Source organism: Phytopseudomonas dryadis, assembly GCF_004327355.1.
GTDB lineage: Bacteria > Pseudomonadota > Gammaproteobacteria > Pseudomonadales > Pseudomonadaceae > Aquipseudomonas > Aquipseudomonas dryadis.
This window is the reverse complement of the sequence record NZ_QJUM01000028.1, coordinates 17,753-41,497: the sequence shown is the minus strand read 5'-3', so window position 1 is coordinate 41,497 and position 23,745 is coordinate 17,753. Positions and strand designations below refer to the sequence as shown.

Here is a 23,745-nt window from a genome sequence, read left to right as displayed (position 1 = left end):
CGCCGATCAGGCCGATACGGCCGTGGCCGCGCGGACGGACAAGGCCCCCGGATCGCGGTAGGCGGCGCCCGGGTGGCTCTGCGGCAAGCGCGGGCCGTCGCCGAAGAGTTTCTCGCGCAGGGTGCCCGGGGCGTACTCGGTCTTGTAGGCGCCGCGCTTCTGCAGCTCGGGCACCAGCCACTCGACCACGTCGCTGAAGGTCTCGTGGGCCAGGGCGTAGGTGAGGTTGAAGCCGTCCACGTCGGTTTCCTCGACCCAGGCCTGCAACTCGTCGGCCACGGTTTGCGGGCTGCCGACCAGCAGCGGGCCGAAGCCGCCGATGCCGACCCAGTCGGCCAGTTCCTGTACCGTCCACTGCTTGTCGGGATCGGCCGTGGAGAAGGTTTCCACCGCCGACTGGATGGCATTGGTGTGGATATGCTTGAGCACCTGATCCGGCCGGTACTGGGCGAAATCGATACCGGTCCAGCCGGATATCAGCGCCAGCGCCCCTTCGTAGCTGGTGTAGCCCTTCAACTCCTGCCACTTGGCCCGGGCCTTGGCGTCGGTCTCGTCGACGATCACCGTCTGCATGTTGAAGATCAGCACCTTGCGCGGGTCCCGCCCCGCTTCGGCGGCGCGGCGGCGGATATCGGCCACGGTCTTCTTCAGCACTACCTTGGACGGCGCGGCGACGAACACGCACTCGGCGTGGCCGGCGGCGAACGCCTTGCCCCGGCTGGACGCGCCGGCCTGGTAGAGCACCGGCGTGCGCTGCGGCGAGGGTTCGCACAAATGGATGCCGGGCACCTGGAAGTGCTTGCCGTGGTGGTTGATCGCGTGGATCTTGTCCGGGTCGCTGAAAATGCCGCGCACGCGGTCGCGCACCACCGCATCCTCCTCCCAGCTGCCCTCGAACAGCTTGTACAGCACCTCGAGGTACTCGTCGGCATAGTCGTAACGCGCATCGTGGTCGCTCAGGGCCTTCTGCCCGAGATTGCGCGCCCCGCTGTCCAGGTAGGAAGTGACGATGTTCCAGCCGATGCGCCCCTTGGTCAGGTGATCCAGGGTCGACAGGCGCCGGGCGAAGGGATACGGGTGCTCGAAGGTCAGCGACGCGGTGAGGCCGAAGCCCAGGTGCTCGGTGACCAGCGCCATCGGCGTGATCAGCGCCAGCGGATCGTTGACCGGCACCTGGGTGGCCTGGCGAATGGCGGCATCGCCATTGCCGCCCAGGACATCGTAGATGCCGATCACATCGGCGATGAAGATGCCGTCGAACTTGCCGCGCTCCAGCAACCGGGCCAGATCGGTCCAGTACGACAGATCCTTGTACTGCCAGGCGCGGTCGCGGGGGTGCGCCCACAATCCCGGCGACTGGTGACCGACACAGTTCATTTCGAACGCATTCAAGCGAATTTCCCGTGGCATGCAACCTCCCCCTGGGCAATGGTTCACGGCGCCTGGGCGCACGCTTTGCAAGGGCATGAATCACAAACCGTGCCACTCAAAAATCACTTTATTATCAACATGTTGCAATTGCCGAACGGAATCGCTCCTGTATCACGGCATACACGCTGTTGATCAACTGTTCGCTGGAGAACAGTTGCCGCGACCGCGCGCCTGCCGGCCTGTGGCCGCCTGCGCCAGCAACGTCGCGCCGACCGCCGATGTGCCGGGCCGTGGCGACATCCACGGCTTTTGCGCTTGAGCCCGGCAGCCGTTCTCGTTATAAGTCCCGCTACTTTTCCAAGGCCGCATCAGGCAGACCATGAGCCAAGCTGATCTCCTCGCCCAAGACCCCGTGTTCCAGCTCAAAGGCAGCATGCTGGCCATCACCGTGATGGAACTGGCGCACAACGACCTCGCCCGCCTCGACCTGCAACTGGCGGAAAAAGTCGCCCAGGCCCCCAACTTCTTCAGCAACACCCCGCTGGTGCTGGCGCTCGACAAGCTGCCGCAGAGCGAGGGCCGCCTGGACCTCGGCGAACTGATGGCCCTGTGCCGCAAGCATGGCCTGCGCACCCTGGCCGTACGCGCCAACCGCGAAGAGGACATTCTCGCGGCCAATGCCCTGGACCTGCCGGTATTGCCGCCATCCGGCGCCCGCGAACGGCCCATCGACCCCGGCGCCCAGGCCACGCCCAAGCCGCCGGAAAAACCCGCCGAGCCGGAAATCAAGCCGACCCGGGTGGTCACCACCCCGGTACGCGGCGGCCAGCAGATCTACGCCCAGGGTGGCGATCTGGTGGTACTGGCCCCGGTCAGTGCCGGTGCGGAACTTCTCGCCGATGGCAACATCCATGTTTACGCACCGATGCGCGGCCGGGCTCTGGCCGGCGTCAAGGGCAATGGCAAGGCACGCATTTTCTGCCAGCAGATGGGCGCCGAACTGCTCTCCATCGCCGGCCAGTACAAGGTTGCCGAGGACCTGCGCCGCGACCCGAACTGGGGGCGCGCCGTGCAGGTCAGCCTGTCGGGGGACGTGTTGAACATCACCCGTCTTTAACGGATACTGCCGCCACTTTCAAAGGACACACAAAGGGCACCTGGAAGCCTTCAGGCGGACTGTCAGAACAATCACCGGGAGCAAGCCCCATCGGCATCGTGAAACGCCTGGAACGCCCCGCTTTTCCGGCCAGCGAGCAGCACCGATCGCGCTCAGCCCGATTTTTCCGACAGACCGCCAGTTGCTGGCAGGCTCCCGTTTTTTCTTCATTTTTGGGGTGAATCACCTTGGCCAAGATCCTCGTAGTCACTTCCGGCAAAGGTGGCGTCGGTAAAACCACCACCAGCGCCGCCATCGGTACCGGCCTCGCCCTGCGCGGGCACAAGACCGTCATCGTCGACTTCGACGTCGGCCTGCGTAACCTCGACCTGATCATGGGCTGCGAACGCCGCGTGGTGTACGACTTCGTCAACGTGGTCAACGGCGAAGCCACCCTCAGCCAGGCCCTGATCAAGGACAAGCGCCTGGAGAACCTCTACGTGCTGGCCGCCAGCCAGACCCGTGACAAGGACGCCCTGACCCAGGAAGGCGTGGAAAAGGTCATCACCGAGCTGGGCGAGAACTTCGAATACGTGGTCTGCGACTCGCCGGCCGGTATCGAGAAAGGCGCCCACCTGGCCATGTACTTCGCCGACGAGGCGATCGTGGTGACCAACCCGGAAGTCTCCTCGGTACGTGACTCCGACCGCATGCTCGGCCTGCTGGCGAGTAAATCGCGCCGCGCCGAACAGGGCGGCGAGCCGATCAAGGAACACCTGCTGCTGACCCGCTACAACCCGGAGCGCGTCACCCGCGGCGAAATGCTCGGCGTCGAGGACGTCGAGGAAATCCTCGCCATCCGCCTGCTCGGCGTGATCCCCGAATCCCAGGCCGTGCTCAAGGCCTCCAACCAGGGCGTACCGGTGATCCTCGACGACCAGAGCGACGCCGGCCAGGCCTACAGCGATGCCGTGGATCGCCTGCTCGGCAAGGAAGTGGCGCACCGCTTCCTCGATGTGAAGAAGCAGGGCTTCCTGCAACGCCTGTTCGGAGGTCGAGAATGAATATTTTTGACTTCTTGCGTTCGCGCAAGAAGGAAGCCACGGCCTCCATCGCCAAAGAGCGCCTGCAGATCATCGTCGCCCACGAACGTGGCCAGCGCACCCAGCCCGACTACCTGCCTGCCCTGCAGCAGGAACTGGTCGAGGTGATCCGCAAGTACGTCAATATCGACTCGGATCAGGTGCAGGTCGCCCTGGAAAACCAGGGCAGCTGCTCGATCCTGGAGCTGAACATCACCCTGCCGGATCGTTGAAAATCTATTTGGGCTTGCTGCGCGTCGGCCCTGCTGCGTTAAAAACAGGCTCGAAATGCTCATGTACAAAAGTACACTCCGCTTCCTCGCCTGTTTTTGCCTTGCTGGACTCTAGCTCGCAAAGCCCAGAATAGATTTTTCCTAGTTAGGTAAACGAATGGCGGCCTCGATGGCCGCCTTTCGTTTTCATCGCCCAACCCAAAGAACGCCCATGCCGCTCAGCCAAATCGAAATCGTCCACCAGGACGCCGCCCTGCTGGTGATCAACAAACCCACCCTGCTGCTCTCGGTGCCCGGCCGCGCCGAAGACAACAAGGACTGCCTGGTCACCCGCCTGCAGGAGAATGGCTACCCGGAAGCGCGCATCGTGCATCGCCTGGACTGGGAAACCTCGGGCCTGATCGTCCTCGCCCGCGATGCCGACAGCCACCGCGAACTGTCCCGCCAGTTCCACGACCGCGAGACGGAAAAGGCCTACACCGCCCTGTGCTGGGGTTCGCCCGAGGATGACAGCGGCAGCATCGACCTGCCGCTGCGCTACGACCCGCCGAGCAAACCGCGCCACGTGGTCGACCACGAACAGGGCAAGCACGCCCTGACCTACTGGCGCGTGCTCGAACGCCATGCCGAACACAGCCGCGTCGAACTGACCCCGATCACCGGTCGCTCGCACCAGTTGCGCGTGCACATGCTGGCCATCGGTCACCCGCTGCTCGGCGACGGCCTCTACGCCCACGAACAGGCCCTGGCCGCCTGGCCGCGCCTGTGCCTGCACGCCAGCCTGCTCGGCCTGACCCACCCGCAGAGCGGCGAACGCCTGCGCTTCGAGTGCCCGGCGCCGTTCTGATGGATATCCAGCGCTTCTACGAGAACACCAAGGGCGCGCCGGCAATGCCCTCGCTACTGCTGGCCCTGCAACACTGGCAGGCGCCACCCGGCCTGGCCGTGGATCTGGGCTGCGGCGCCGGCCGCGACACTTTGGAGCTGCTGCGTCGGGGCTGGCAGGTGCTGGCGGTGGATGCCGAACCGCTGGCCTTCGATTACCTGCAGCCCCTGGTGCCCGGCGAGCAACGCGCGGCCTTGCGCTGCGGATGCCGCCCGTTCCAGGACGTCGAGCTGCCCGCCGCCGAGCTGATCAACAGCAGCTTCTCCCTGCCGTTCTGTGCGCCCGCTGACTTTCCCGGCCTCTGGCAGCGCATCGAGCAGGCCGTGAAACCCGGCGGCCTATTCGCCGGACACTTCTTCGGCGAACGCGACGGCTGGGCCCAGGACGGCCTGACCATCCACACCCGCGCCGAGGTCGAAGACCTGTTCCAGCATTGGCAGATCATCGACCTGCAGGAAATCGACCGCCGGGGCCAGACCGCCGTCGGCCGCACCAAGCATTGGCACCTGTTCGCCGTGGTGGCCAGGCGTCAATCGTAATGACCTCACAACCGCCCGGTGGACAAGCTTCGCGTTGTCCACCCTACCTGCTTTGTAGCCCGGGTTAGCCGAAGGCGTAACCCGGGGCCGCGGATTCGCGGTGTTCGCACACGCCTCCCGGGTATCGCTGCGCTCAACCCAGGCTACGCGCAGGGCTGGCCGAAGGCGTAACACGGGGCAGCAGCTTCGAGGTCTTCGGGCTGCCCCTGGGTATCGCTGCGCTCAACCCAGGCTACGCGCTCGACCCAGGCTACGGGCTGCCCGCCGACAAGACCTGCCATTTCCATTGTTTGCCGCCACCGCGTGGACAAGCTGCGCGTTGGCTACGCGCCCCGGTCCACCCTGCATGGCCCTCCTCTACCACGGACAGCTTGCCGCTTGTGGCTTGACGCTTGCCGCTGCTTCAGAACGGCCGGCTGCCCGCCAGGCTGACCCGGTGCAGGCGCCTGCGCTGGTCGGCCGGGAAGGCGTTGCGCGCATGCAGGGTGGCCTGGTTGTCCCAGTAGACGATGTCGCCTACCTGCCAGCGATGGGTATAGGACAGCTCGGGCCTGGCCAGGTGCTCGCGCAGGCGCGCGATCAGGGCCTGCCCGTATTGCGGTTCCACGCCCACCAGTTCCACTTCGGTGCGAGCGCCGAGAAACAGCAGGCGCTTGCCGCTCTCGGGATGGGTGCGCACCAGCGGATGCTCGGTGCCCTGGATCGGCTCGATGTCCGGCGTACGGTAGGTGATCTCGCCCATGCGTCCATAGTCGCCGCTGCGCAGGCGCACGAAGGGGTTGTAGTTGATCAGCCGCAGCCCCTCGATTTCCGCCTTGGTCCGTTCGTCCAGGGTGTCATAGGCCAATGCCAGATTGGTCCATAGCGTTTCGCCGCCATCGCGCGGCACTTCCTGGGCGTACAGCAGCGAACCGCTGGAAGGCGTGGGCGTCCACTGGTGGTCGGAATGGGCCGACAGTTCGCTGTTGCCGAGTTCGCCATCCTCGGCGTTGGCCACCTTGACGATGTCCGGCGCCTTGCCGTCCGCCCCGGACGACAGCACCGGGAAATCCGGATGCGGCTGGAAGACCGAGCCGAACCAGGAGGTGAAGCGCAGGAATTGCCCATCGTCGAGCTGCTGCCCCCGGAAGATCAGGATGTGGTGATCGCGCAGCGCCTGCTTGAGTTGCAGGATCTGCGCGGCGCTGGGCGCCTGGCGGGCGTCCAGGCCGTGGACGCGGGCCCCCAGCGGAGCCTGTTGCGGTTCGATACGAAAGTCGTCGGGAAGCGCTGCCGACGGCAGCGCCTGGGCGGTCTGGGTCATGGTTCGTTCGCCTTGAAAAATGGGTGGGCTCAGGAATTGCCGAGGGTTCTGCTGCGCTGGCCGTCGATGCTCACCGGCACGTCACCGGCCAGGGTCACGCGGCGCACCACGCGCGGCTGGTCGCCGTAGTCGTTGACCGCGTAGTGCTGGGTGGCGCGGTTGTCCCAGATCGCCACGTCGCCTGCCCGCCAGCGCCAGCGCACGGTGTTCTCCAGGCGCGTCACATAGCCCTGGAAGACCTCGAACAGGCGCTGCGAGTCGCCCTGGGACAGGCCCTTGATGCGCTTGACGAAGTGGCCGAGCAGCAAGCTGCGCTCGCCGCTTTCCGGGTGCACGCGCACCAGCGGATGCTCGGTTTCGTACACCGTGGAGGCGAACACCTTGCGGTACTGCGCCAGGCGCACCGGATCGACGTCGGGTCTCGCGTAGTCGAAATCGTTGCCGTGCACCGCCCACAGCTTGTCGGCCAGTTCACGCAACGCGTCCGGCAGATCCTGGTAGGCGCTGCTGGTATTGGCCCATACGGTGTCGCCACCGGCTGCCGGCGCCACCACCGAGCGCAGGATCGAGGCCTTCGGGTAGGCCGCGACGAAGGTCACGTCGGTGTGCCAGGTGTTGGCCCGGGTGCCATGGGCGCTGTCCAGTTCCAGCAGGTAGCGGCTGCCGTCGCGCACCGGCACGGTGGGATGGGCCACCGGCTCACCGAGGCGCGCGGCGAAGGCTTCCTGCTGCGCGTCGTCCAGGCGCTGCTCGCGAAAGAACAGCACCTTGTGGCGCAGCAGCGCTCGCTGGATGGCCTCCACGCTGGCCTCGTCGAGGCTGGCGGACAGTTGCACACCGCGCACCTCGGCACCGATGCGGCCGGCGACGGGAAGCAGGTCGAGTTCGAGCGGAGGGATGGGGGCTACGGCGGGTCGAGTCATGGCGTTCTCCTTGAGGTAGGCGGTCGGTTCGTGAACCGGTCAGAAGTCGTAACGCAGGGTCAGGCCGGCCGTGCGTGGCTGGCCGACGGATGCGGTGTAGGAACCGTTGGAAAAGGCGAAAGCGGTCAGGTAGTAGTCCTCATCCGTCGCATTGCGAATCCACAGCGAGGTATCCAGTTCGCCGTCGCCAAGATCGGCGCGTACCCCGACGGAGAGATTGAGCAGGCCGTAGCCGTCGATCCTGGAAAGGTCGGAGTTGTCCAGCGTGCCTTCGGCCTCGGAGCGGTAGGCGTAACCAGCGGTCACGTAGGGACGCAGGCCGTTGTCCAGTTGCCAGAGGTACTCGCCGTTGAGGTTGCCGATCCAGCGCGAGGCGCCGACCACCCGCTCGCCGCTGAGGTCGCAGACCGCCGCGGCGTTGACCGTGCTGACCTCGCCCGGGCATGGCGCGTTCTTGAAGCTCAGGTAGGTGACGTCGTTGAACGAGCCGTTGAAATTCAGGGTCAGCCCGCGCAGCGGCCGGTAGCTGGTTTCCAGCTCCACACCGCGCGAGCGCACGCTGCCGGCGTTGGCCAGCACCGAGGCCGCGGTCAGCGAGCCGGGCACCGTGGCCAGGGTGGTGGCCTGGTAACCGTGGATACCGGTCCAGAAGACGTTGGCGTTGAACTGCAGGCGGCCATCGAGCAGCCGGCTCTTGAAACCGAGCTCGGCATCGTTGGCGCGCTCCGGCCCGACCACCAGCGAATCGCGGCCGAGGCCGGCCTGGGGCGCCACCAGGTTGACCCCGCCGGACTTCTCGCCATGGGCCAGGGAGGCATAGCCGAGCAGATCGTCGCTGAAGCGATAACTCAGGCTGACCAGGCCCGACGGCGCGGCGTTGTGCAGACCGAATTCGCCGGTATCCAGCCCGCCCATCTGGCGCTGGCGGATAGCCGCGTTGGCTGGATCGAGAACGGCGCCACCCTGCGGATCGAAGCGGTGCAGGCGCGCGCGTTTTTCCTCGTAGGTGCCACGCACGCCGACGCTCAGGTCCAGGCGTTCGGTGAGGTGCCAGTTGCCCTGGGCGAACAGGGCGAAGCTGTCGGTGACGATCTTGCCGTTGGTCTGGGTGGTGACGCCGTTGAACACGCCACGGTCGACGCCCGTCAGGAACAGGTCGGCCAGCGGGCCGTACGCCTGCACGGTCTTGTTGCCCAGGTTCTGGCGGAACAGGTAGGCGCCGAGCACGTAGTCGAAGCGTTCGCCGGTCGGCGAGGCCAGGCGGATCTCCTGGGAGAACTGGCGGTCGTGCACTTCGACCCCGCCGTGGTTGACCGCCGGCTGATCGGTGAGGTCGGTGTCGTTGCGCGGGATGAAGTGCCAGTAGCGGTAGCCGCTGATGGAGGTCAGGGTGTAGCCGCCGTCGAGCTGCCAGTTGGCCTCCAGCGAGGTGCCGCCCTGCCAGACGTTGACCCCCTGCGCGGAGTCGATGTTCACCTCGCGCTTGCCGATGTCGTACTGCGGGTTGGCGCCGATCAGCGCGGCGCGCTCGCGAAAGCGATCGGACACGCCGTACAGCGCCCACACCCCGTTGGTGGACTTCTCCTGGTTGTAGTCGCTGATCCAGCGCAGGCTGAAATCCTCGTTCGGCTCGAACAGCAGTTGCCCGCGTACCCCTTCGCGCTCGCCACCGAGGAAGGTGCGGCTGTCGTGCTGGTTGTCGATATAGCCATCCTCGCGGGTACGGTAGAACGCCAGCCGTCCGGCCAGGGTCTCGCTGAGGCCGCCGGACACGCTGCCCTTGCCCTGGAAGTAGCCACGCTCGCCGCCCGAGACCTCGAAGCTGCGCTCGGGGGTGAAGGTCGGCTTGCGCGTGCTGATGTTGATCACCCCGGCCGTGGTGTTCTTGCCGAACAGCGTGCCCTGGGGGCCACGCAGAAGCTCGAGCTGCTCGACGTCGAGCAGGTCGAACACCGCCATGCCGGGGCGCCCCAGGTAGATGTTGTCCAGGTAGATGCCGGCGCTGCCTTCCAGGCCGTCGCTGGCCGGGTTGTTGCCAATGCCGCGCACCGCCACGCTGGACTGGCGGGCATGGATATAGGCGACGTTGACGCTGGGCAGCACCTGCTGCAGATCCTGCACCCGGTAGACCTTCTGCGCCTCCAGGGTGGCGCCACTGAGGGTGGTGATCGGCGTGGGCACGTCCTGGGCGTCTTCCTCCCGGCGCCGGGCGGTGACCGTGACCTTCTGCAGCGCGGCGTCTTCCTGCGCCACGGCGCCATCGGCTGCGGCGCTCTGCGCCTGCAGCGGAGCACTGGCGGCCAGGCCAGCCACCGCCAGGAGCAGGCTCAGGGCGTAATCCGCCGACGCGCGTCGCTGTACGACGGTCGGGCGCAGGGGGAATGGGGGTATCGAACTCATCAATGCTCATCCTTGGGTCAGACGTGCGCCGAGCGGGCGCACGACGCCGCGCCACACGAAATGTGCGGCTCTGTGTTGAAAGGGGTGTAAGGGGGTTGGCCGGGGTTCAGCCGTACCGGGTCAACCGGGACGACAGCGCCACGCAGGCGTCAGGCACAGGGCCGGATAGGGCTTTTTCATGGATGGGTCCTTGCAATCGCTCAGCAGGCAAATATTCCATCTGATTCTATTTAAATAATAAAAATGCGTTTGACGGAATAAGAGCTTGCATTTAAAACCAGCGCCCAGGGCACCCGCAAATGCCTAAAACCTATTTTTCGAATGCCGGGAATGCATCATGGATCTGCGCCAGCTCCGCTACTTCATCGCCCTGACCGAACACCGCAGTTTCGTCCGTGCGGCCGAAGCCATGAACATCACCCAGCCGGCGTTCAGCCGCAGCATCCAGGGCCTGGAACATGAGTTCGGCTGCCAGCTGGTGGATCGCGGCAGCAAGGACCTGCGCCCCACACCCGAGGGCCAGGTGGTGCTGCAACACGCCCTCGCCCTGGTGCAGGGCGCCAGCAACCTGACCAACGAAGTCAGCCAGATGAGCAAGCTCGATGCCGGCGAGCTGCACTTCGGCTCCGGGCCGATACCGGCGGCGAAACTGGTGCCGGACAGCCTGATGCACTTCATGGCCCGCTACCCGGCGATTCGCCCGCGCCTGCTGGTCAACAACTGGGAAAGCCTGGGGCGCAGCCTGAGCCGCAACGAGATCGAGTTCTTCCTCGCCGACATCCGCCCGTTCCTGGCCGACCCGAACTTCCAGACCCATGCCCTGACGCCGCGCCCGACGCTGTTCTTCTGCCGCGCCGCACACCCGCTGCTGGCCAAGGAGAGCCTGTCGACCAACGACCTGTTCGACTACCCCCTGGCCGCCGTGCGCATCCCCATGGGCACGCGCAAGGCCCTGGCCAACCTCAGCGGCAAGGCCAGCTTCGAGCAGCACATCGAGTGCGAGCATTTCCCGCTGCTGGAACAGATCGTGCGGCACACCGACGCCATCGGCGTCGGCCCGCTGGAAGCCCTGCACGAGGCGCTGGAACGCGGCGAGCTGGTGCGCCTGCAACTGCGCAACCTGCCGCAGAGCATGACCCTGCAGGCCCATTGCGGCATCGTCACGCGCACCGGCTACCGGCTGTCACCCGCGGCACGGGCGATGATCGACCTGGTCAAGCAGCGCGACCAGGATCTGGCCGCCGCCGCGGCATGAAGACCGCACCCGGCGCGGTATGGATAGCGGAGGCCGTTATAAGGCGGGAGCGGACAGTGGGCACGATGCTTTTGTGGGAGGGGCTTTAGCCGCGATTGGTCCGTCAAGGGCGCGAAGAGCTCGCGGCTAAAGCCCCTCCCACAGCTCGTAGGATGGGTGAAACCCATCAATATGCCGATGGGTTTCACCCATCCTACGTCCGCTTGCGCCTCGAACCAGCCATCCACGTCGAAACGTCGCCGGATATCCAGACAGGCCCGTTCAGTGACCAGCCGCGACCGCCACCTGCGACCGCAGCGCGGCATCGAGAAACCGCCCATCCACCCACTCGGCGACGGTGAAGCCCTTGCGCAGCAGGCGCTGCTCGAGCGCCAGATCGACCCCGGCCTGCAGGCGGGCCAGGTAGTCGGCATCCAGGCGCGGGTCGAACATGCGCTGCACGTCGCTGCTCTCGAGGTCGCTCTGCAGCAGGGTGCGCGGGTAGCCGGACAGCTCCGCGAGCAGCTCCACGTAGGCCGGCTTGTTGGCCTCGTCGCGCAGCCAGCGCACGGCCTGCTGCTGAGCCTCGATCAGGCGTTCGACCAGTTGCGGATGGCGGTCGACGAAATCGCCAGCGCCCACCAGCATGGCCTGCACGCTGCCGGCGCCGCCCAGGTCGTCGGTGTTCAGCGGCAGGTCGGCCAGGCCGCGCTGCTGCAGGGCGATCAGGTTGGCGCCACCCCAGGTGGCATCGATCTGCCTGGCCGCCAGGGCGGCCGACGCGGCATTGCCGTCCAGATTGACCACCTGCAGGTCGCGCTCGCGCAGGCCCTGGCTGGCCAGCGCCTGGACGAAGGACAGCTGGTAGGCGGTGCCGCGGAAGATCGCCACCCGCTTGCCCTTGAGGTCGGCCAGGGTCTTCACCGTCGAGCCCGGCACCACGCCCAGGTACAGGCGGATGTCACGGGCGGTGGCGCTCAGCAGGCGGGTATCCAGGCCATTGGCCTTGCCGATGATCGCCGCCAGGTCGCCCAGGTAGGCCAGATCCACCTGGCCGTTGGCCAGCGCCTCGTTGACCACCGGCCCGGCGCCCTTGAAGAACTGCCAGCGGATCGTGATGCCGTCGGCGGCGAATTCCCGTTCCAGGATCTGCTGGCTGCGCAGCACATCCACGATGCCCCCGCCACTGTGCTGGCTGCCGGCACTCAGATCCGGCACGGCGATACGGATCTCCCTGGGCGGTTCGCCGGCCGCTGCGGCACTGGGGGCGGAAATGGCCAGCAGAACGGTCAAAGCCGGCGCGACGAGCCCCAGCATCCGGGTGAAAACAGGCTTCATGGTGGTAAACACTCCTGGGCTATCGGCAGAGACGCCAGCGGCGTCCCGGGGCGCTATAGATAGGCATAGCCAGGGAAAATAATTAAATAATAAAAAATTAATTTTTAATCGTTTATAGAAATAAACGAGCAGGAATGGGCCTTCGCCCAGGATTGCCCGCGTGGCATAAAAAATATGCCGCGAAGGCATTGGCCGAAGCGCTATCCGGTTCTTTCCAATGCGCCTTTGGCGGCAGGGCCAAGCCTGCCCCAGGGCTATCGCCCGGAGGGATGCCGGTCAAGCGCCCTGCCGGCGCGGCCAGACCAGGCTGAACCGCGCACCGCCCAGGGCTTCGCTGCGGTCGAGCTGGGCGCGGCCGCCATGCCAGTAGATGATTCGCCGCACGATGGACAGGCCCAGGCCATGGCCGCCCGAGGCCCGGGTACGGCTGTCGTCCAGGCGCATGAACGGGGTGAAGATGCGCGCCCAGGCGTCCTCGGGAATACCGGGGCCGTCGTCCTCGACATCCAGCCGGCAGCGCCGCGGCCCGATCCGGTAGCTGACCCGCACCCGCGACTCGGCATGGCGCAGGGCATTGCCCACCAGGTTCTGCAGGGCGCGATGCAGGTAACGCGGTTCACCTTCGACCAGCACGGCGCCGGCCTCCTGCGCCGAGGCGCCATGGCCGGCCTCGACCCGCACGCTGGCGCGCAACGGCGCCAGCTCGGCGATCACCTGATCGATCAGTGCCCGCAGGTCCACCGGCTGGAAGCTCAGCGCCGGCGCCCCCTGCTCCAGGCGCGCATAGGTGAGCATCTCGTCGACCAGCTTGTCGAGATCCTGGATGTCGTGGTCCATGCCGTCCATGTACTTGCGCCGCGCCGTTTCGTTGGCCGCCTCGTCGATCATCTCCAGCCCGAAGCGCAGCCGCGCCACCGGCGTGCGCAGCTCGTGGGACACCGCCCGCACCAGCTCGCGCTGGGTATTCAGCGACCCCTGCAGATGCTCGGCCATGGCATTGAACGCCGCCGCCAGCCGCCCCACCGAGTCGCCGCTGCCACCGGCGGGCACGCGGGCATCCAGGCTGCCGCGGGCGATCCGCGTGGCGGCCTCCTCGACCTCGCCCAGGCGCCGCTCCAGGGGCCGCACCAGCAGATAGACCAGCAGCCCGACCAGGCTCAACCCGAGCACGCCGATCAACAGCAGCAACTGCGCCGGGTAGGGATTCATCTGATACAGCGGGCCGATTTCCAGCACCCAGGGCGTGGCGACGATGCCGGCGAACACATGGATGGTGTCGCCGCCCTTGCCCAGGGCCATCACCGTATCGCCCTCCTCCACCCGGCGCCGTTGGTCGACGTCCAGGTTGGCGTCCTGCAGGCGCACCAGGCTCAGGTCGAAGCCGAACTGCTTGTCCCGCTTCAGCTCGGCCAGGCGCCGGGGCTGCTCGTCCAGCGGATGGCGGATCAATTCGTCGATCAGCAGGTAAACCGTGGCCCGGGCCAGTTGTTCGCTGATCTGCTGCACTTCGCCGACCAGCGCCAGCCCGCTGTCGCCGATGCGGCTGTAGACCTGCGCCGCATGCGGGCCGGTCTGCCGCACCAGCACCTGCCCCTGCTGCAGGCGGCCGCGCTCGCCGCTGTCCAGCGCCGCCTCGCTCAGCGGCCTGACGGACAGCGGTATGCCCAGCAGGCGCCCCCAGATCGCCACCGCCCGGCGCCGCTCCACCTCGACCATGGGCGACAGGTTGTCGGCCATCAGGCGGAAGGTGCCACGCGCCAGGTTCTCCCGGTACTGCTCGGCGCGCACCTCGTTGAGCAGGTGCAGGGTGCCCGCGCCCAGCAGGGCCACCAGCACCAGCACGCCGAGCAGGCCGCCATAGATGCGCAGGAAGATGGCGTTCATGGCCAGGCTTCGGCGGCGCCGGCCACGAACAGGTAGCCCTTGCTGCGGATGGTCTTGATCAAGCGTGGATGCAGGGGGTCATCGCCGATCTTGGGACGGATGCGCGAAATGCGCACGTCGATGGAGCGATCCAGGCCATCGTATTCGATGCCCCTGAGCGCGGCGAAGATCTCCTCGCGGGACAGAATGCGCCCGGCGTTGGCCGCCAGCAGCCAGAGCAGGTCGAACTCGGCGCTGGTCAGCTCGATGCCCTGCTCGCCCAGCCAGGCCTCGCGCAGGGCGTGGTCGATCAGCAGCGGGCCGAAGCTCAGCCGGTGCGCCGCCTGCGCGGCCGGCTCGCGAGCCTCGCGGCGGCGCAGCAGGACACGGATGCGCGCCAGCAGCACGCGCGGGCGCACCGGTTTGCACACATAATCGTCGGCCCCGCTTTCCAGACCGAGCACCTGATCCATCTCGTCGCTGCGGGCGGTGAGCAGGAGGATCGGCCCGGCGTAGCAGCGGTCGCGCACCCTGGCGCAGATGGCCAGGCCGTCTTCGCCGGGCAGCATCAGGTCGAGGATGACCAGATCGGGGCATTCGTCGACAATGCGCGCCGCGGCGCGAGCGCCATCGGCCTCGATGCTCACCTGCAGGCCATTGCCCCGCAGGTAGTCGGCGGTCAGTTCGGCCAGCCGTGGATCGTCTTCGACGATCAGGATGCGCCAGGGTTGTTGCTGCACGACGGCCTCCGGGAAGGAAAGATGGCGCCTCGGCGCCACCGCTGCAGGCGCAATGTGCAGCAAGCTGCATCGTCGCGCCACGGCAAAGGCGGCGATTGTAGCAATGGCGGCCAGCGCAGCGCAGATCCGGGCCCTTGATGGGCGTCGCGGCGCGTTTGCATATTGCAGGCCAGAATGCCCGGAAAAACCCTACATCTTGTGTTTATGTGACGAGCTGAAATGTCCTCGCCGATGGCGGAAAAAAAACCGTCGCCCTCGACCAACGGCCAAGGTCTTCGCTGCCCAGTAATCACGGGCACTTGAACGACTTACCCCAGGTTAACCCACAGCCTTATCCACAGCCCGCGGGGCTTGCCTTGGCGTCGACACCGCACTATCTTGTATCTCCAATGTTCAAAACACCTACATGTTGGGTTTTTGCACAAAACGGACACAAGCACGAATGCCCTATCAAGGTCCATGGCCAGCGCCCTGTCGGTGCATTGAAAATGCATTCCGCACCACGCTCGGCAACCTTGGGCAACGGCGCGGCGATCATGGAAAACGTCGCCGACAGGAACAGACGCAGCACCTACCGCTTGTGCCGGCACCCCTACATCTAGTAGTGCCGGGCGAGACGGGAAGCAACCAGTAAAGCCAGGGACGAGGCGTTCCGGCATCCGATGCAGTACCCGGCCATCACCGCCAATTTGCAACACCCTGCCGGCAGCCTCCGGGCCGTCGTCAGGTTTTGTCGACTGGAATGAACGACAGGTACCCGCAACGCTCTGCCACAGAACGTCTCACCCGGAAAATTCATCGATCACGGAGACCTCCATGCACACCGACACCACTCGCGAGAACCCTCAGGCCCAGGCGCCTCAGGGTGCAGACGCCACCCAGGACCTGGCTGCCACCGCACCCGGCCAGTTGCGTGTGATCAAGCGTAACGGCACCGTGGTGCCGTACACCGGTGACAAGATCACCGTCGCCATCACCAAGGCGTTTCTCGCAGTGGAGGGCGGCACCGCCGCCGCTTCGTCGCGCATCCACGACACCGTCGCGCGCCTGACCGAACAGGTCACCGCCACCTTCAAGCGGCGCATGCCCTCCGGCGGCACCATCCATATCGAAGAGATCCAGGATCAGGTCGAACTGGCGCTGATGCGCGCCGGCGAGCAGAAAGTCGCCCGTGATTACGTGATCTACCGCGAAGCCCAGGCGAACAAGCGCAAGACCACCGACGCTGCCGATGGCATCGCCCAGCCGCACCCGAGCATCCGCGTGACCCTGGCCGACGGCAGCCTGGCGCCGCTGGACATGGGCCGCCTGAACACCATCGTCACCGAGGCCTGCGAAGGCCTGGCCGAAGTCGACGGCGCTCTGATCCAGAAGGAAACCCTGAAGAACCTCTACGACGGCGTGGCGCAGAAGGACGTCAACACCGCCCTGGTGATGACCGCCCGCACCCTGGTCGAGCGTGAGCCCAACTACAGCTACGTCACCGCCCGCCTGCTGATGGACAACATCCGCGCCGAGGGCCTGAGCTTCCTCAACGTCGCCGACAGCGCCACCCACCACGAAATGGCCGAGCTGTACGCCAAGGCGCTGCCCGCCTACGTCGAAGCCGGTGTCGAATTCGAACTGCTCGATCCCAAGCTGAAGACCTACGACCTGGAGAAACTGGGCCGCGCCATCGACCACGAGCGTGACCAGCAATTCACCTACCTGGGCCTGCAGACCCTGTACGACCGTTACTTCATCCACAAGGACGGCGTGCGTTTCGAACTGCCGCAGGTGTTCTTCATGCGCGTGGCCATGGGCCTGGCCATCGAAGAGAAGAAGGACCGCGAAGACCGCGCCATCGAGTTCTACAACCTGCTGTCGTCCTTCGACTACATGTCGTCGACGCCGACCCTGTTCAACGCCGGCACCCTGCGTCCGCAGCTGTCGTCGTGCTACCTGACCACCGTGCCGGACGACCTGTCGGGCATCTACAGCGCCATCCACGACAACGCCATGCTGTCCAAATTCGCCGGTGGCCTGGGCAACGACTGGACCCCGGTGCGCGCGCTGGGCTCCTACATCAAGGGCACCAACGGCAAGTCCCAGGGCGTGGTGCCGTTCCTCAAGGTGGTCAACGACACCGCCGTGGCGGTCAACCAGGGCGGCAAGCGCAAGGGCGCGGTCTGTGCCTACCTGGAAACCTGGCACATGGACATCGAGGAATTCATCGAGCTGCGCAAGAACACCGGCGACGACCGCCGCCGCACCCACGACATGAACACCGCCAACTGGATCCCGGACCTGTTCATGAAGCGCGTGTTCGACGACGGCCCCTGGACCCTGTTCTCGCCGAGCGAAGTGCCGGACCTGCACGACCTCACTGGCAAGGCCTTCGAAGAGCGCTACGAGTACTACGAAGCCCTGACCCAGTACGGCGGCAAGATCAAGCTGTTCAAGACCATCCAGGCCAAGGACCTGTGGCGCAAGATGCTCTCCATGCTGTTCGAGACCGGCCACCCGTGGCTGACCTTCAAGGACCCGTGCAACCTGCGCAGCCCGCAGCAGCACGTGGGCGTGGTACACAGCTCCAACCTGTGCACCGAGATCACCCTGAACACCAACAAGGACGAGATCGCCGTCTGCAACCTGGGCTCGATCAACCTGCCGAACCACATCAATGACGGCAAACTGGACACCGCCAAGCTGGCCCGCACCGTGAAGACGGCCGTGCGCATGCTCGATAACGTCATCGACATCAACTACTACTCGGTGCCGCAAGCGCGCAACTCCAACGTCAAGCACCGCCCGGTCGGCCTGGGCATCATGGGCTTCCAGGACGCCCTGTACCTGCAGCACATCCCCTACGGTTCCGAGGCCGCGGTGGACTTCGCCGACAAATCCATGGAAGCGGTCAGCTACTACGCCATCCAGGCCTCCTGTGACCTGGCCGACGAGCGCGGCGCCTACGAGACCTTCCAGGGTTCGCTGTGGAGCAAGGGCATCCTGCCGCTGGATTCCCAGCAGATCCTCATCGAGGCCCGTGGCCAGAAGTACATCGACGTCGACCTGAGCGAATCCCTGGACTGGGCGCCGGTGCGGGCCCGCGTACAGAAAGGCATCCGCAACTCGAACATCATGGCCATCGCGCCGACCGCGACCATCGCCAACATCACCGGCGTGTCGCAGTCCATCGAGCCGACCTACCAGAACCTGTACGTGAAATCCAACCTGTCGGGCGAGTTCACCGTGATCAACCCCTACCTGGTTCGCGACCTCAAGGCCCGCGGCCTGTGGGACTCGGTGATGATCAACGACCTCAAGTACTACGACGGCTCCGTGCAGCAGATCGAGCGTATCCCGCAAGAACTGAAAGACCTGTACGCCACCGCCTTCGAAGTCGACACCAAGTGGATCGTCGATGCCGCCAGCCGTCGCCAGAAGTGGATCGACCAGGCCCAGTCGCTGAACCTGTACATCGCTGGCGCCTCGGGCAAGAAGCTCGACGTGACCTACCGCATGGCCTGGTACCGTGGCCTGAAAACCACCTACTACCTCCGTGCCCTGGCCGCGACCAGCACCGAGAAATCCACCATCAACACCGGCAAGCTGAACGCGGTATCCAGCGGCGGTGACCAAGGCCTCAGCGCGGCCCCTGCCGCCGCGCCGGCCACCCAGGCCTCGCCTGGCCCGGCTCCGGTACCGAAGGCTTGCGCCATCGACGAGCCGGATTGCGAAGCCTGCCAATAAAGCAGCGGCAAGCTGCAAGCCATGAGCTGCAAGCTTGCCGTGATCATCGCCGTGACGTGCGCTGAACAGGGCGGACATCAGTGTCCGCCACACCCCGTAACCCCTTGCAGCTTGAAGCTTGCCGCTTGAAGCTGCTCCTGAAAGGAGCCCCCTCATGCTGAGCTGGGATGAATTCGACAAGGAAGACGGCGCAGAAGCTGCCGCTCCGAAACAGACCGCCGCACAAGCCAGTGCCGACATGAGCCTGGAAAGGCTCAACCAGGTAGGCGACGCCGCCGCCCTCGAAGCCCGCGCCATCGACGCCAACGACTCCGATGCCATCGCCCGTGCGAAAAAGGCCCTGAACGACCTCGACATCCAGGAAGGCCTGGACGAACTCGAAGGCACCTCCGCGCGCGTGGAAGTCGGCGACAAGCAGATGATCAACGCCCGCGCCGACCTCAACCAGCTCGTACCCTTCAAGTACGACTGGGCCTGGCAGAAGTATCTGGATGGTTGCGCCAACCACTGGATGCCGCAAGAAGTGAACATGAACGCCGACATCGCTCTGTGGAAGAGCACCGACGGCCTCTCCGAGGACGAGCGCCGCATCGTCATGCGCAACCTCGGCTTCTTCTCCACCGCCGACAGCCTGGTTGCCAACAACCTGGTACTGGCCGTGTACCGCCTGATCACCAACCCCGAGTGCCGCCAGTACATCCTGCGCCAGGCCTTCGAGGAAGCGATCCACACCCACGCCTACCAGTACTGCATCGAATCGCTGGGCATGGATGAAGGCGAGATCTTCAACATGTACCACGAGATCCCGAGCGTCGCGAAGAAAGCCTCCTGGGGCCTCAAGTACACCCGCTCGATCTCCGATCCCAAGTTCGAAACCGGCACCCCGGAAACCGATCGCCAGTTCCTCAAGAACCTGATCGCCTACTACTGCGTACTGGAAGGCATCTTCTTCTACTGCGGCTTCACCCAGATCCTCTCCATGGGCCGCCGCAACAAGATGACCGGCACCGCCGAGCAGTTCCAGTACATCCTGCGCGATGAATCCATGCACCTGAACTTCGGTATCGACGTGATCAACCAGATCAAGATCGAAAACCCGAGCCTGTGGGACGCCCAGATGAAAGACGAAGCGACCCAGATGATTCTGCAGGGCGCCCAGCTGGAAATCGAATACGCCCGCGACACCATGCCCCGCGGCGTACTCGGCATGAACGCGGCGATGATGGAGGACTACCTCAAATTCATCGCCAACCGCCGCCTGACCCAGATCGGCCTCAAGGAAGAATACCCGGGCACCACCAACCCCTTCCCGTGGATGAGCGAGATCATGGACCTGAAGAAAGAGAAGAACTTCTTCGAGACCCGTGTGATCGAGTATCAGACGGGTGGGGCGTTGAGCTGGGATTGATGGCCGGCAAAATGCCAGGGTAAGTATTCCGAACCTGTCAGGGTAAGGGACCGAGCAAGGTCGGTGCGCGCAAGCTCACCGGCCTTTTTCGTTTCGCCAGCTCTGATAGCCTCCAAGTCGGCATATTTCATATTCCACACGTGATACAACAAGGACGATATGTCTCCCAAACGACTGGCCTATTCGCTTGCTCTCGTTGCGTGCATTGTCGATCTGCAGGTAAAGGCCGCAGACAATGCTGTCGACCTTATCTATAACGAGGGTATTGAGGCGCACAATCAATTGCGGCAGTTGCTAGCTGATCAAAGTGACGACAAGGATGAATTGAACAGATACTTGAATCTATTCGATTCGCGCATGGAGAGTGCCGCTGAACGGGGGCATCCAGCAGCAGTATTCCTCCAAGCCCAACGATCCTTTACAAAGCGCAATGCCGATCCGACAACGGCCCAAGAGAGCCGACAAAAAGCTTGCTCGTCACTGGATGGCTGGGCGAAGAAAGGATTCGTGGCAGCGGCCGTTTTGTATCAACAGGAATGTAATACGGCTTTCAAACGTTATCGGCTCAACAGCCCCGAACATCTGGCAGTGGTGGACATGGTGGAAGCTACCCTTCATCAAACCGACCCAGCCATTGCCTACTACCCACTGCCGTTCATCTCTGATCAGTGCTTTGCCACCACCCATCCGCCACAGATGCAGCGGCTTACATACGAACAGTTCCGGACTGAAGCAGAATTCATTCTTGGCAACGCTCGAGTACCTGAAGATAGGGAGTCCATGCAGCGCAACCTAGACTGGCTGGACAAGGCCTTTGAGCATGGATGTTCTGCTACTTGGGATTTACGGGAAGTCCTGCGTGAGCAAATGACAAAATCGCCGTAGACAGCAAGTAGCAAGTAGCCCGGACAACCCCGCAATGGTGGATGAAAAGAGCGTCATCCACCCTACACGAGACGGAAATCGGGGTGTAGGGTGGACAACGCGAAGCTTGTCCACCATGGTGAAAACACCTGCATGCTCAAGGATGAGCCACCATGCCCGATTACCGCCGCGCCCGTGCTCCCGGTGCCACCTACTTCTTCACCGTCAATCTGCGTGACCGCAGCAGCGATCTGCTGATCCGCGAAATCGACCTGTTGCGCGAGACGGTGCGAGCCACCAGAATTCGTCATCCCTTCCATATCGATGCCTGGGTGGTGCTGCCCGAGCATATGCATTGCCTATGGACACTACCGCAAGGCGATGCCGACTTCGCCTTGCGTTGGAAGGTCATCAAGTTCGCCTTCGCCAAACGCTTGCCGATCACCGAAACACGCACCGTCAACCAGCAACGGCGACGCGAGCGCGGCATCTGGCAACGGCGTTACTGGGAACACCTGATCCGCGACGAGCAGGACTACCAACACCACTTCGACTACATCCACTTCAACCCGATGAAACATGGGCATGTCGAGCGCCTGGCGGATTGGCCGTACTCGAGTTTTCATCGGGCGGTGGCGATGGGCATTTATCCCGAAGACTGGTGTTTCGAAGCGGATGATGGTGATTACGGGGAGTGAGGCGGGCCAACGCCCAGCCCCTCATTTGTTTTTCTTCTGGGTGAAGCGTCCGCTAAATGGCCCGGCCGAAACACGGTGGGCGGGCATCTTGACAGCGACCCCATGTCGCCGGGCTTCATGTTTCAGCTGCTGCATGCGGATGTCCAGCCGGGCACCTACAGCTCTGAGGACAGTGAGTTGCATGCCACCTATTACGTGCAGAACGGCAATGGCAATACCACGACGTACGCCGGCGACGGCAGTGACGGCAGCCGCTTCGTGCTGACCGTGACCGCGATGGACGACCGCCACGTCGACCGGCGTACTGCGCCTCAACGGTGGTGGCGAACAGTTCCTGCAGGTCGCCAACGGGCGATTCTCGGCCAACTACAACGGCCGCTGAATGTCGCAGATGCTCTTTTAGCAAGTGCTCCGGCCCCCGGCGCAAGGATGGATGAACAAAGCGTCATTGATCGTTGCCAGGCGGACGACCACAGGCAACTGTGGAGAATGAGGCCATGCGCCGGAGGCACAATGGTGCGCGACACGCTGCGTGGGGAGGGTCGACCCGGCGTGCTAGACTCCCCGCCGCGGATGATCGCCAGCGATGGGGATCATCACCTGCCGCCGAATTCCATCGACCACAACCGCCCCATACGACGACATGATCGACCCCGTACTCGCGGAACTCGCCCTGGGCGCCTTGGGTGGCCTGTTCACGCTACCGACCTATGCCCTGCTCTGGCCACTGCTGCTGATCGTGACCGCCCTGGCGAACCGGGTCCTCGGTTATGGCGCCATGGCCGCGACCCTGGGCTTCCTGTTGCTTCTGCCATTCTGCGTCGGCGTCATGGGCATTCCCATGTACCTGGCAGGCAAACTGCTCGAGCAGTGGCAACTGCATGGCATGGAGTTGCAGGCCCATATTGTCGCGGGCCGCACCTATTCGGCGAAGAGCTTCGTCTACTTCATCGGTTGGGCGGTCAGCTTCGGTTCGATCATCGCCCTGATGGATAAACTGCCTCCCCTACGGCGTCTGTCACTGGCATGGAACCGCTGGGTAGATCGGATCCCCGGCTGATACGGTACGTTGCAGTGGCAACCATCCGGATGCCTTGAGCGTCCCGAGCGACATGACCCGGCGAAGCGTGGAGCGTCAGGCCGGCATAACGACGCCAGACGGCAGATAGGGCCGGATATGCCCGAGCGCCCGCGCCACGTACTCGTCCTTTTCGCCCACCGGCGCCACGTAGTGCAAGGCGGCGCTGGCAGGCTCCAGGCCGACCAGCCGCACGAGCGCCCAGGCCGCCAGGTAGCAGGAGGCCAGGCAGCCGCCGGCCGTGGCCAGGTTGCCCTTGGCGAAAAATGGCTGTTCCAGCACCTGGATACCCGCCTCCTGCACCCAGGGCCTGGTGGTCAGATCGGTACAGCCGGGCACGCCGTCGAGCAGGCCCAGCCTGGCCAGCAGCAAGGTGCCCGAGCATTGCGCGCCGATCAACTGGCGCTGCGGGTCGAGTCGCGCGAGAAGTCGCATGATGTCAGCATCCTCGGCGATTTCACGGGTGCGGCTGCCGCTGCCGACCAGCACGGCACCGAACTGCTCGATATCCTCCAGAGCCGCCTGGCGCCTCAGCCGCACGCCATTCATCGAGGTGACGTCCTCGCTGGGCGACACCAGGGATACGCGCCAGTCCGGCCGCCTGATGCGGTTGAGGATGCCCAGGGCGATCAGCGAATCCAGTTCGTTGAAACCTTCGAAGGTCAGAATGGCGATGTGCATGGCGGCCTCAGGGTGATCGAGCTGTTGCATTCTCGGCTCGCCGGCTCCTGCCGGACAGGCACAGTCACAAGCGATTGCAGCCTTACAGCCGAGGCCCGGCGAGCAATGCTGGATGCCCCCTTACCCTAATGCCAGTCAGTTAAGCGTTTGGCCCGCAAAAAGTCGGTTGGCCCAAGCCCTGTGGGAGCCGCGACCCCGCGGCGATTGGCGGCCATGACAGGCTTTGTGCGATGGCCAGCAGCGCATCGCGCCGCGGTCGACGCGGCGGTTTGCCGC

19 protein-coding genes are annotated in these 23,745 nt (G+C 64.8%); 11 read left to right on the top strand and 8 right to left on the bottom strand.

What is annotated here, in order from left to right:
- Positions 1 to 6: 6 nt before the first annotated feature.
- On the bottom strand, positions 7 to 1,410 hold the full coding sequence (locus tag DNK34_RS20380; RefSeq protein WP_131177082.1) for an LLM class flavin-dependent oxidoreductase: 1,404 nt from the start codon (positions 1,408 to 1,410) through the stop codon (positions 7 to 9).
- Positions 1,411 to 1,750: 340 nt separating this feature from the next.
- On the opposite strand from DNK34_RS20380, the gene minC reads away from it, so the two are divergent.
- The 5 genes from minC to DNK34_RS20355 all read left to right on the top strand — a co-directional run bounded on the left by minC (position 1,751) and on the right by DNK34_RS20355 (position 5,207).
- A complete protein-coding gene (gene minC, locus DNK34_RS20375) occupies positions 1,751 to 2,488 on the top strand; it encodes a septum site-determining protein MinC (RefSeq protein ID WP_131177081.1) in 738 nt (245 codons plus the stop codon).
- A gap of 227 nt (positions 2,489 to 2,715) precedes the next feature.
- Positions 2,716 to 3,531, top strand: coding sequence for a septum site-determining protein MinD (minD, locus tag DNK34_RS20370; RefSeq protein WP_131177080.1), 816 nt, complete (start codon positions 2,716 to 2,718; stop codon positions 3,529 to 3,531).
- Complete coding sequence (gene minE / locus DNK34_RS20365) at positions 3,528 to 3,782, top strand: cell division topological specificity factor MinE (RefSeq protein ID WP_070883881.1); 255 nt, start codon at positions 3,528 to 3,530, stop codon at positions 3,780 to 3,782. Before minD ends, minE begins: the two co-directional genes overlap by 4 nt.
- Positions 3,783 to 3,993: 211 nt before the next feature.
- Positions 3,994 to 4,629 carry an RluA family pseudouridine synthase gene (locus DNK34_RS20360; protein ID WP_131177079.1) on the top strand — a complete coding sequence of 212 codons (636 nt, stop codon included), beginning with the start codon at positions 3,994 to 3,996 and terminating at the stop codon, positions 4,627 to 4,629.
- Complete coding sequence (locus DNK34_RS20355) at positions 4,629 to 5,207, top strand: class I SAM-dependent methyltransferase (protein WP_207401622.1); 579 nt, start codon at positions 4,629 to 4,631, stop codon at positions 5,205 to 5,207. The genes DNK34_RS20360 and DNK34_RS20355 overlap by 1 nt, the downstream gene beginning before the upstream one ends.
- A gap of 403 nt (positions 5,208 to 5,610) precedes the next feature.
- Here the strand turns inward: DNK34_RS20355 and DNK34_RS20350 are convergent, their stop codons facing one another.
- The 3 genes from DNK34_RS20350 to DNK34_RS20340 are packed head-to-tail and all read right to left on the bottom strand — an operon-like array spanning position 5,611 to position 9,833.
- Positions 5,611 to 6,510 (bottom strand): TauD/TfdA dioxygenase family protein, encoded by a 900-nt coding sequence (locus DNK34_RS20350; protein WP_131177077.1) that lies wholly within the window; start codon positions 6,508 to 6,510, stop codon positions 5,611 to 5,613.
- A 29-nt stretch (positions 6,511 to 6,539) separates the two neighbouring features.
- On the bottom strand, positions 6,540 to 7,433 hold the full coding sequence (locus DNK34_RS20345) for a TauD/TfdA dioxygenase family protein (protein WP_131177076.1): 894 nt from the start codon (positions 7,431 to 7,433) through the stop codon (positions 6,540 to 6,542).
- Positions 7,434 to 7,472: 39 nt separating this feature from the next.
- On the bottom strand, positions 7,473 to 9,833 hold the full coding sequence (locus DNK34_RS20340) for a TonB-dependent receptor (protein ID WP_131177075.1): 2,361 nt from the start codon (positions 9,831 to 9,833) through the stop codon (positions 7,473 to 7,475).
- A gap of 337 nt (positions 9,834 to 10,170) precedes the next feature.
- Between DNK34_RS20340 and DNK34_RS20335 the strand changes: the two genes are divergently transcribed.
- On the top strand, positions 10,171 to 11,088 hold the full coding sequence (locus DNK34_RS20335; protein WP_131177074.1) for a LysR family transcriptional regulator: 918 nt from the start codon (positions 10,171 to 10,173) through the stop codon (positions 11,086 to 11,088).
- A 261-nt stretch (positions 11,089 to 11,349) separates the two neighbouring features.
- On the opposite strand, the gene DNK34_RS20330 is transcribed toward DNK34_RS20335, so the two are convergent.
- The 3 genes from DNK34_RS20330 to DNK34_RS20320 form a co-directional block, all read right to left on the bottom strand.
- Positions 11,350 to 12,405: an ABC transporter substrate-binding protein gene (locus tag DNK34_RS20330; protein ID WP_131177073.1), complete on the bottom strand. Its 1,056-nt coding sequence runs from the start codon at positions 12,403 to 12,405 to the stop codon at positions 11,350 to 11,352.
- A 276-nt stretch (positions 12,406 to 12,681) separates the two neighbouring features.
- Positions 12,682 to 14,289 carry an ATP-binding protein gene (locus DNK34_RS20325; protein WP_131177072.1) on the bottom strand — a complete coding sequence of 536 codons (1,608 nt, stop codon included), beginning with the start codon at positions 14,287 to 14,289 and terminating at the stop codon, positions 12,682 to 12,684.
- Entirely contained in the window at positions 14,286 to 15,008 is a 723-nt protein-coding gene (locus DNK34_RS20320; RefSeq protein ID WP_131177071.1) for a response regulator, read from the bottom strand. The genes DNK34_RS20325 and DNK34_RS20320 overlap by 4 nt, the downstream gene beginning before the upstream one ends.
- An 816-nt stretch (positions 15,009 to 15,824) precedes the next feature.
- Between DNK34_RS20320 and DNK34_RS20315 the strand changes: the two genes are divergently transcribed.
- The 5 genes from DNK34_RS20315 (at position 15,825) to DNK34_RS20295 (ending at position 22,770) form a co-directional block, all read left to right on the top strand.
- Positions 15,825 to 18,740 carry a ribonucleoside-diphosphate reductase subunit alpha gene (locus DNK34_RS20315; protein ID WP_131177070.1) on the top strand — a complete coding sequence of 972 codons (2,916 nt, stop codon included), beginning with the start codon at positions 15,825 to 15,827 and terminating at the stop codon, positions 18,738 to 18,740.
- 154 nt (positions 18,741 to 18,894) lie between these two features.
- Positions 18,895 to 20,148, top strand: a complete 1,254-nt coding sequence (locus tag DNK34_RS20310) for a ribonucleotide-diphosphate reductase subunit beta (RefSeq protein ID WP_131177069.1) — start codon at positions 18,895 to 18,897, stop codon at positions 20,146 to 20,148.
- A 159-nt stretch (positions 20,149 to 20,307) separates the two neighbouring features.
- Complete coding sequence (locus DNK34_RS20305; RefSeq protein WP_131177068.1) at positions 20,308 to 21,033, top strand: hypothetical protein; 726 nt, start codon at positions 20,308 to 20,310, stop codon at positions 21,031 to 21,033.
- 152 nt (positions 21,034 to 21,185) lie between these two features.
- The gene (locus DNK34_RS20300) at positions 21,186 to 21,710 is read left to right on the top strand and encodes an REP-associated tyrosine transposase (RefSeq protein WP_131177067.1); all 525 of its coding nucleotides are present in this window, start codon (positions 21,186 to 21,188) and stop codon (positions 21,708 to 21,710) included.
- 643 nt (positions 21,711 to 22,353) lie between these two features.
- Positions 22,354 to 22,770: a hypothetical protein gene (locus DNK34_RS20295; protein WP_131177066.1), complete on the top strand. Its 417-nt coding sequence runs from the start codon at positions 22,354 to 22,356 to the stop codon at positions 22,768 to 22,770.
- 75 nt (positions 22,771 to 22,845) lie between these two features.
- Here DNK34_RS20295 and DNK34_RS20290 read toward each other — a convergent pair whose 3' ends face one another.
- Entirely contained in the window at positions 22,846 to 23,469 is a 624-nt protein-coding gene (locus DNK34_RS20290; RefSeq protein WP_131177106.1) for a DJ-1/PfpI family protein, read from the bottom strand.
- Between the last annotated feature and the right edge of the window lie 276 nt (positions 23,470 to 23,745).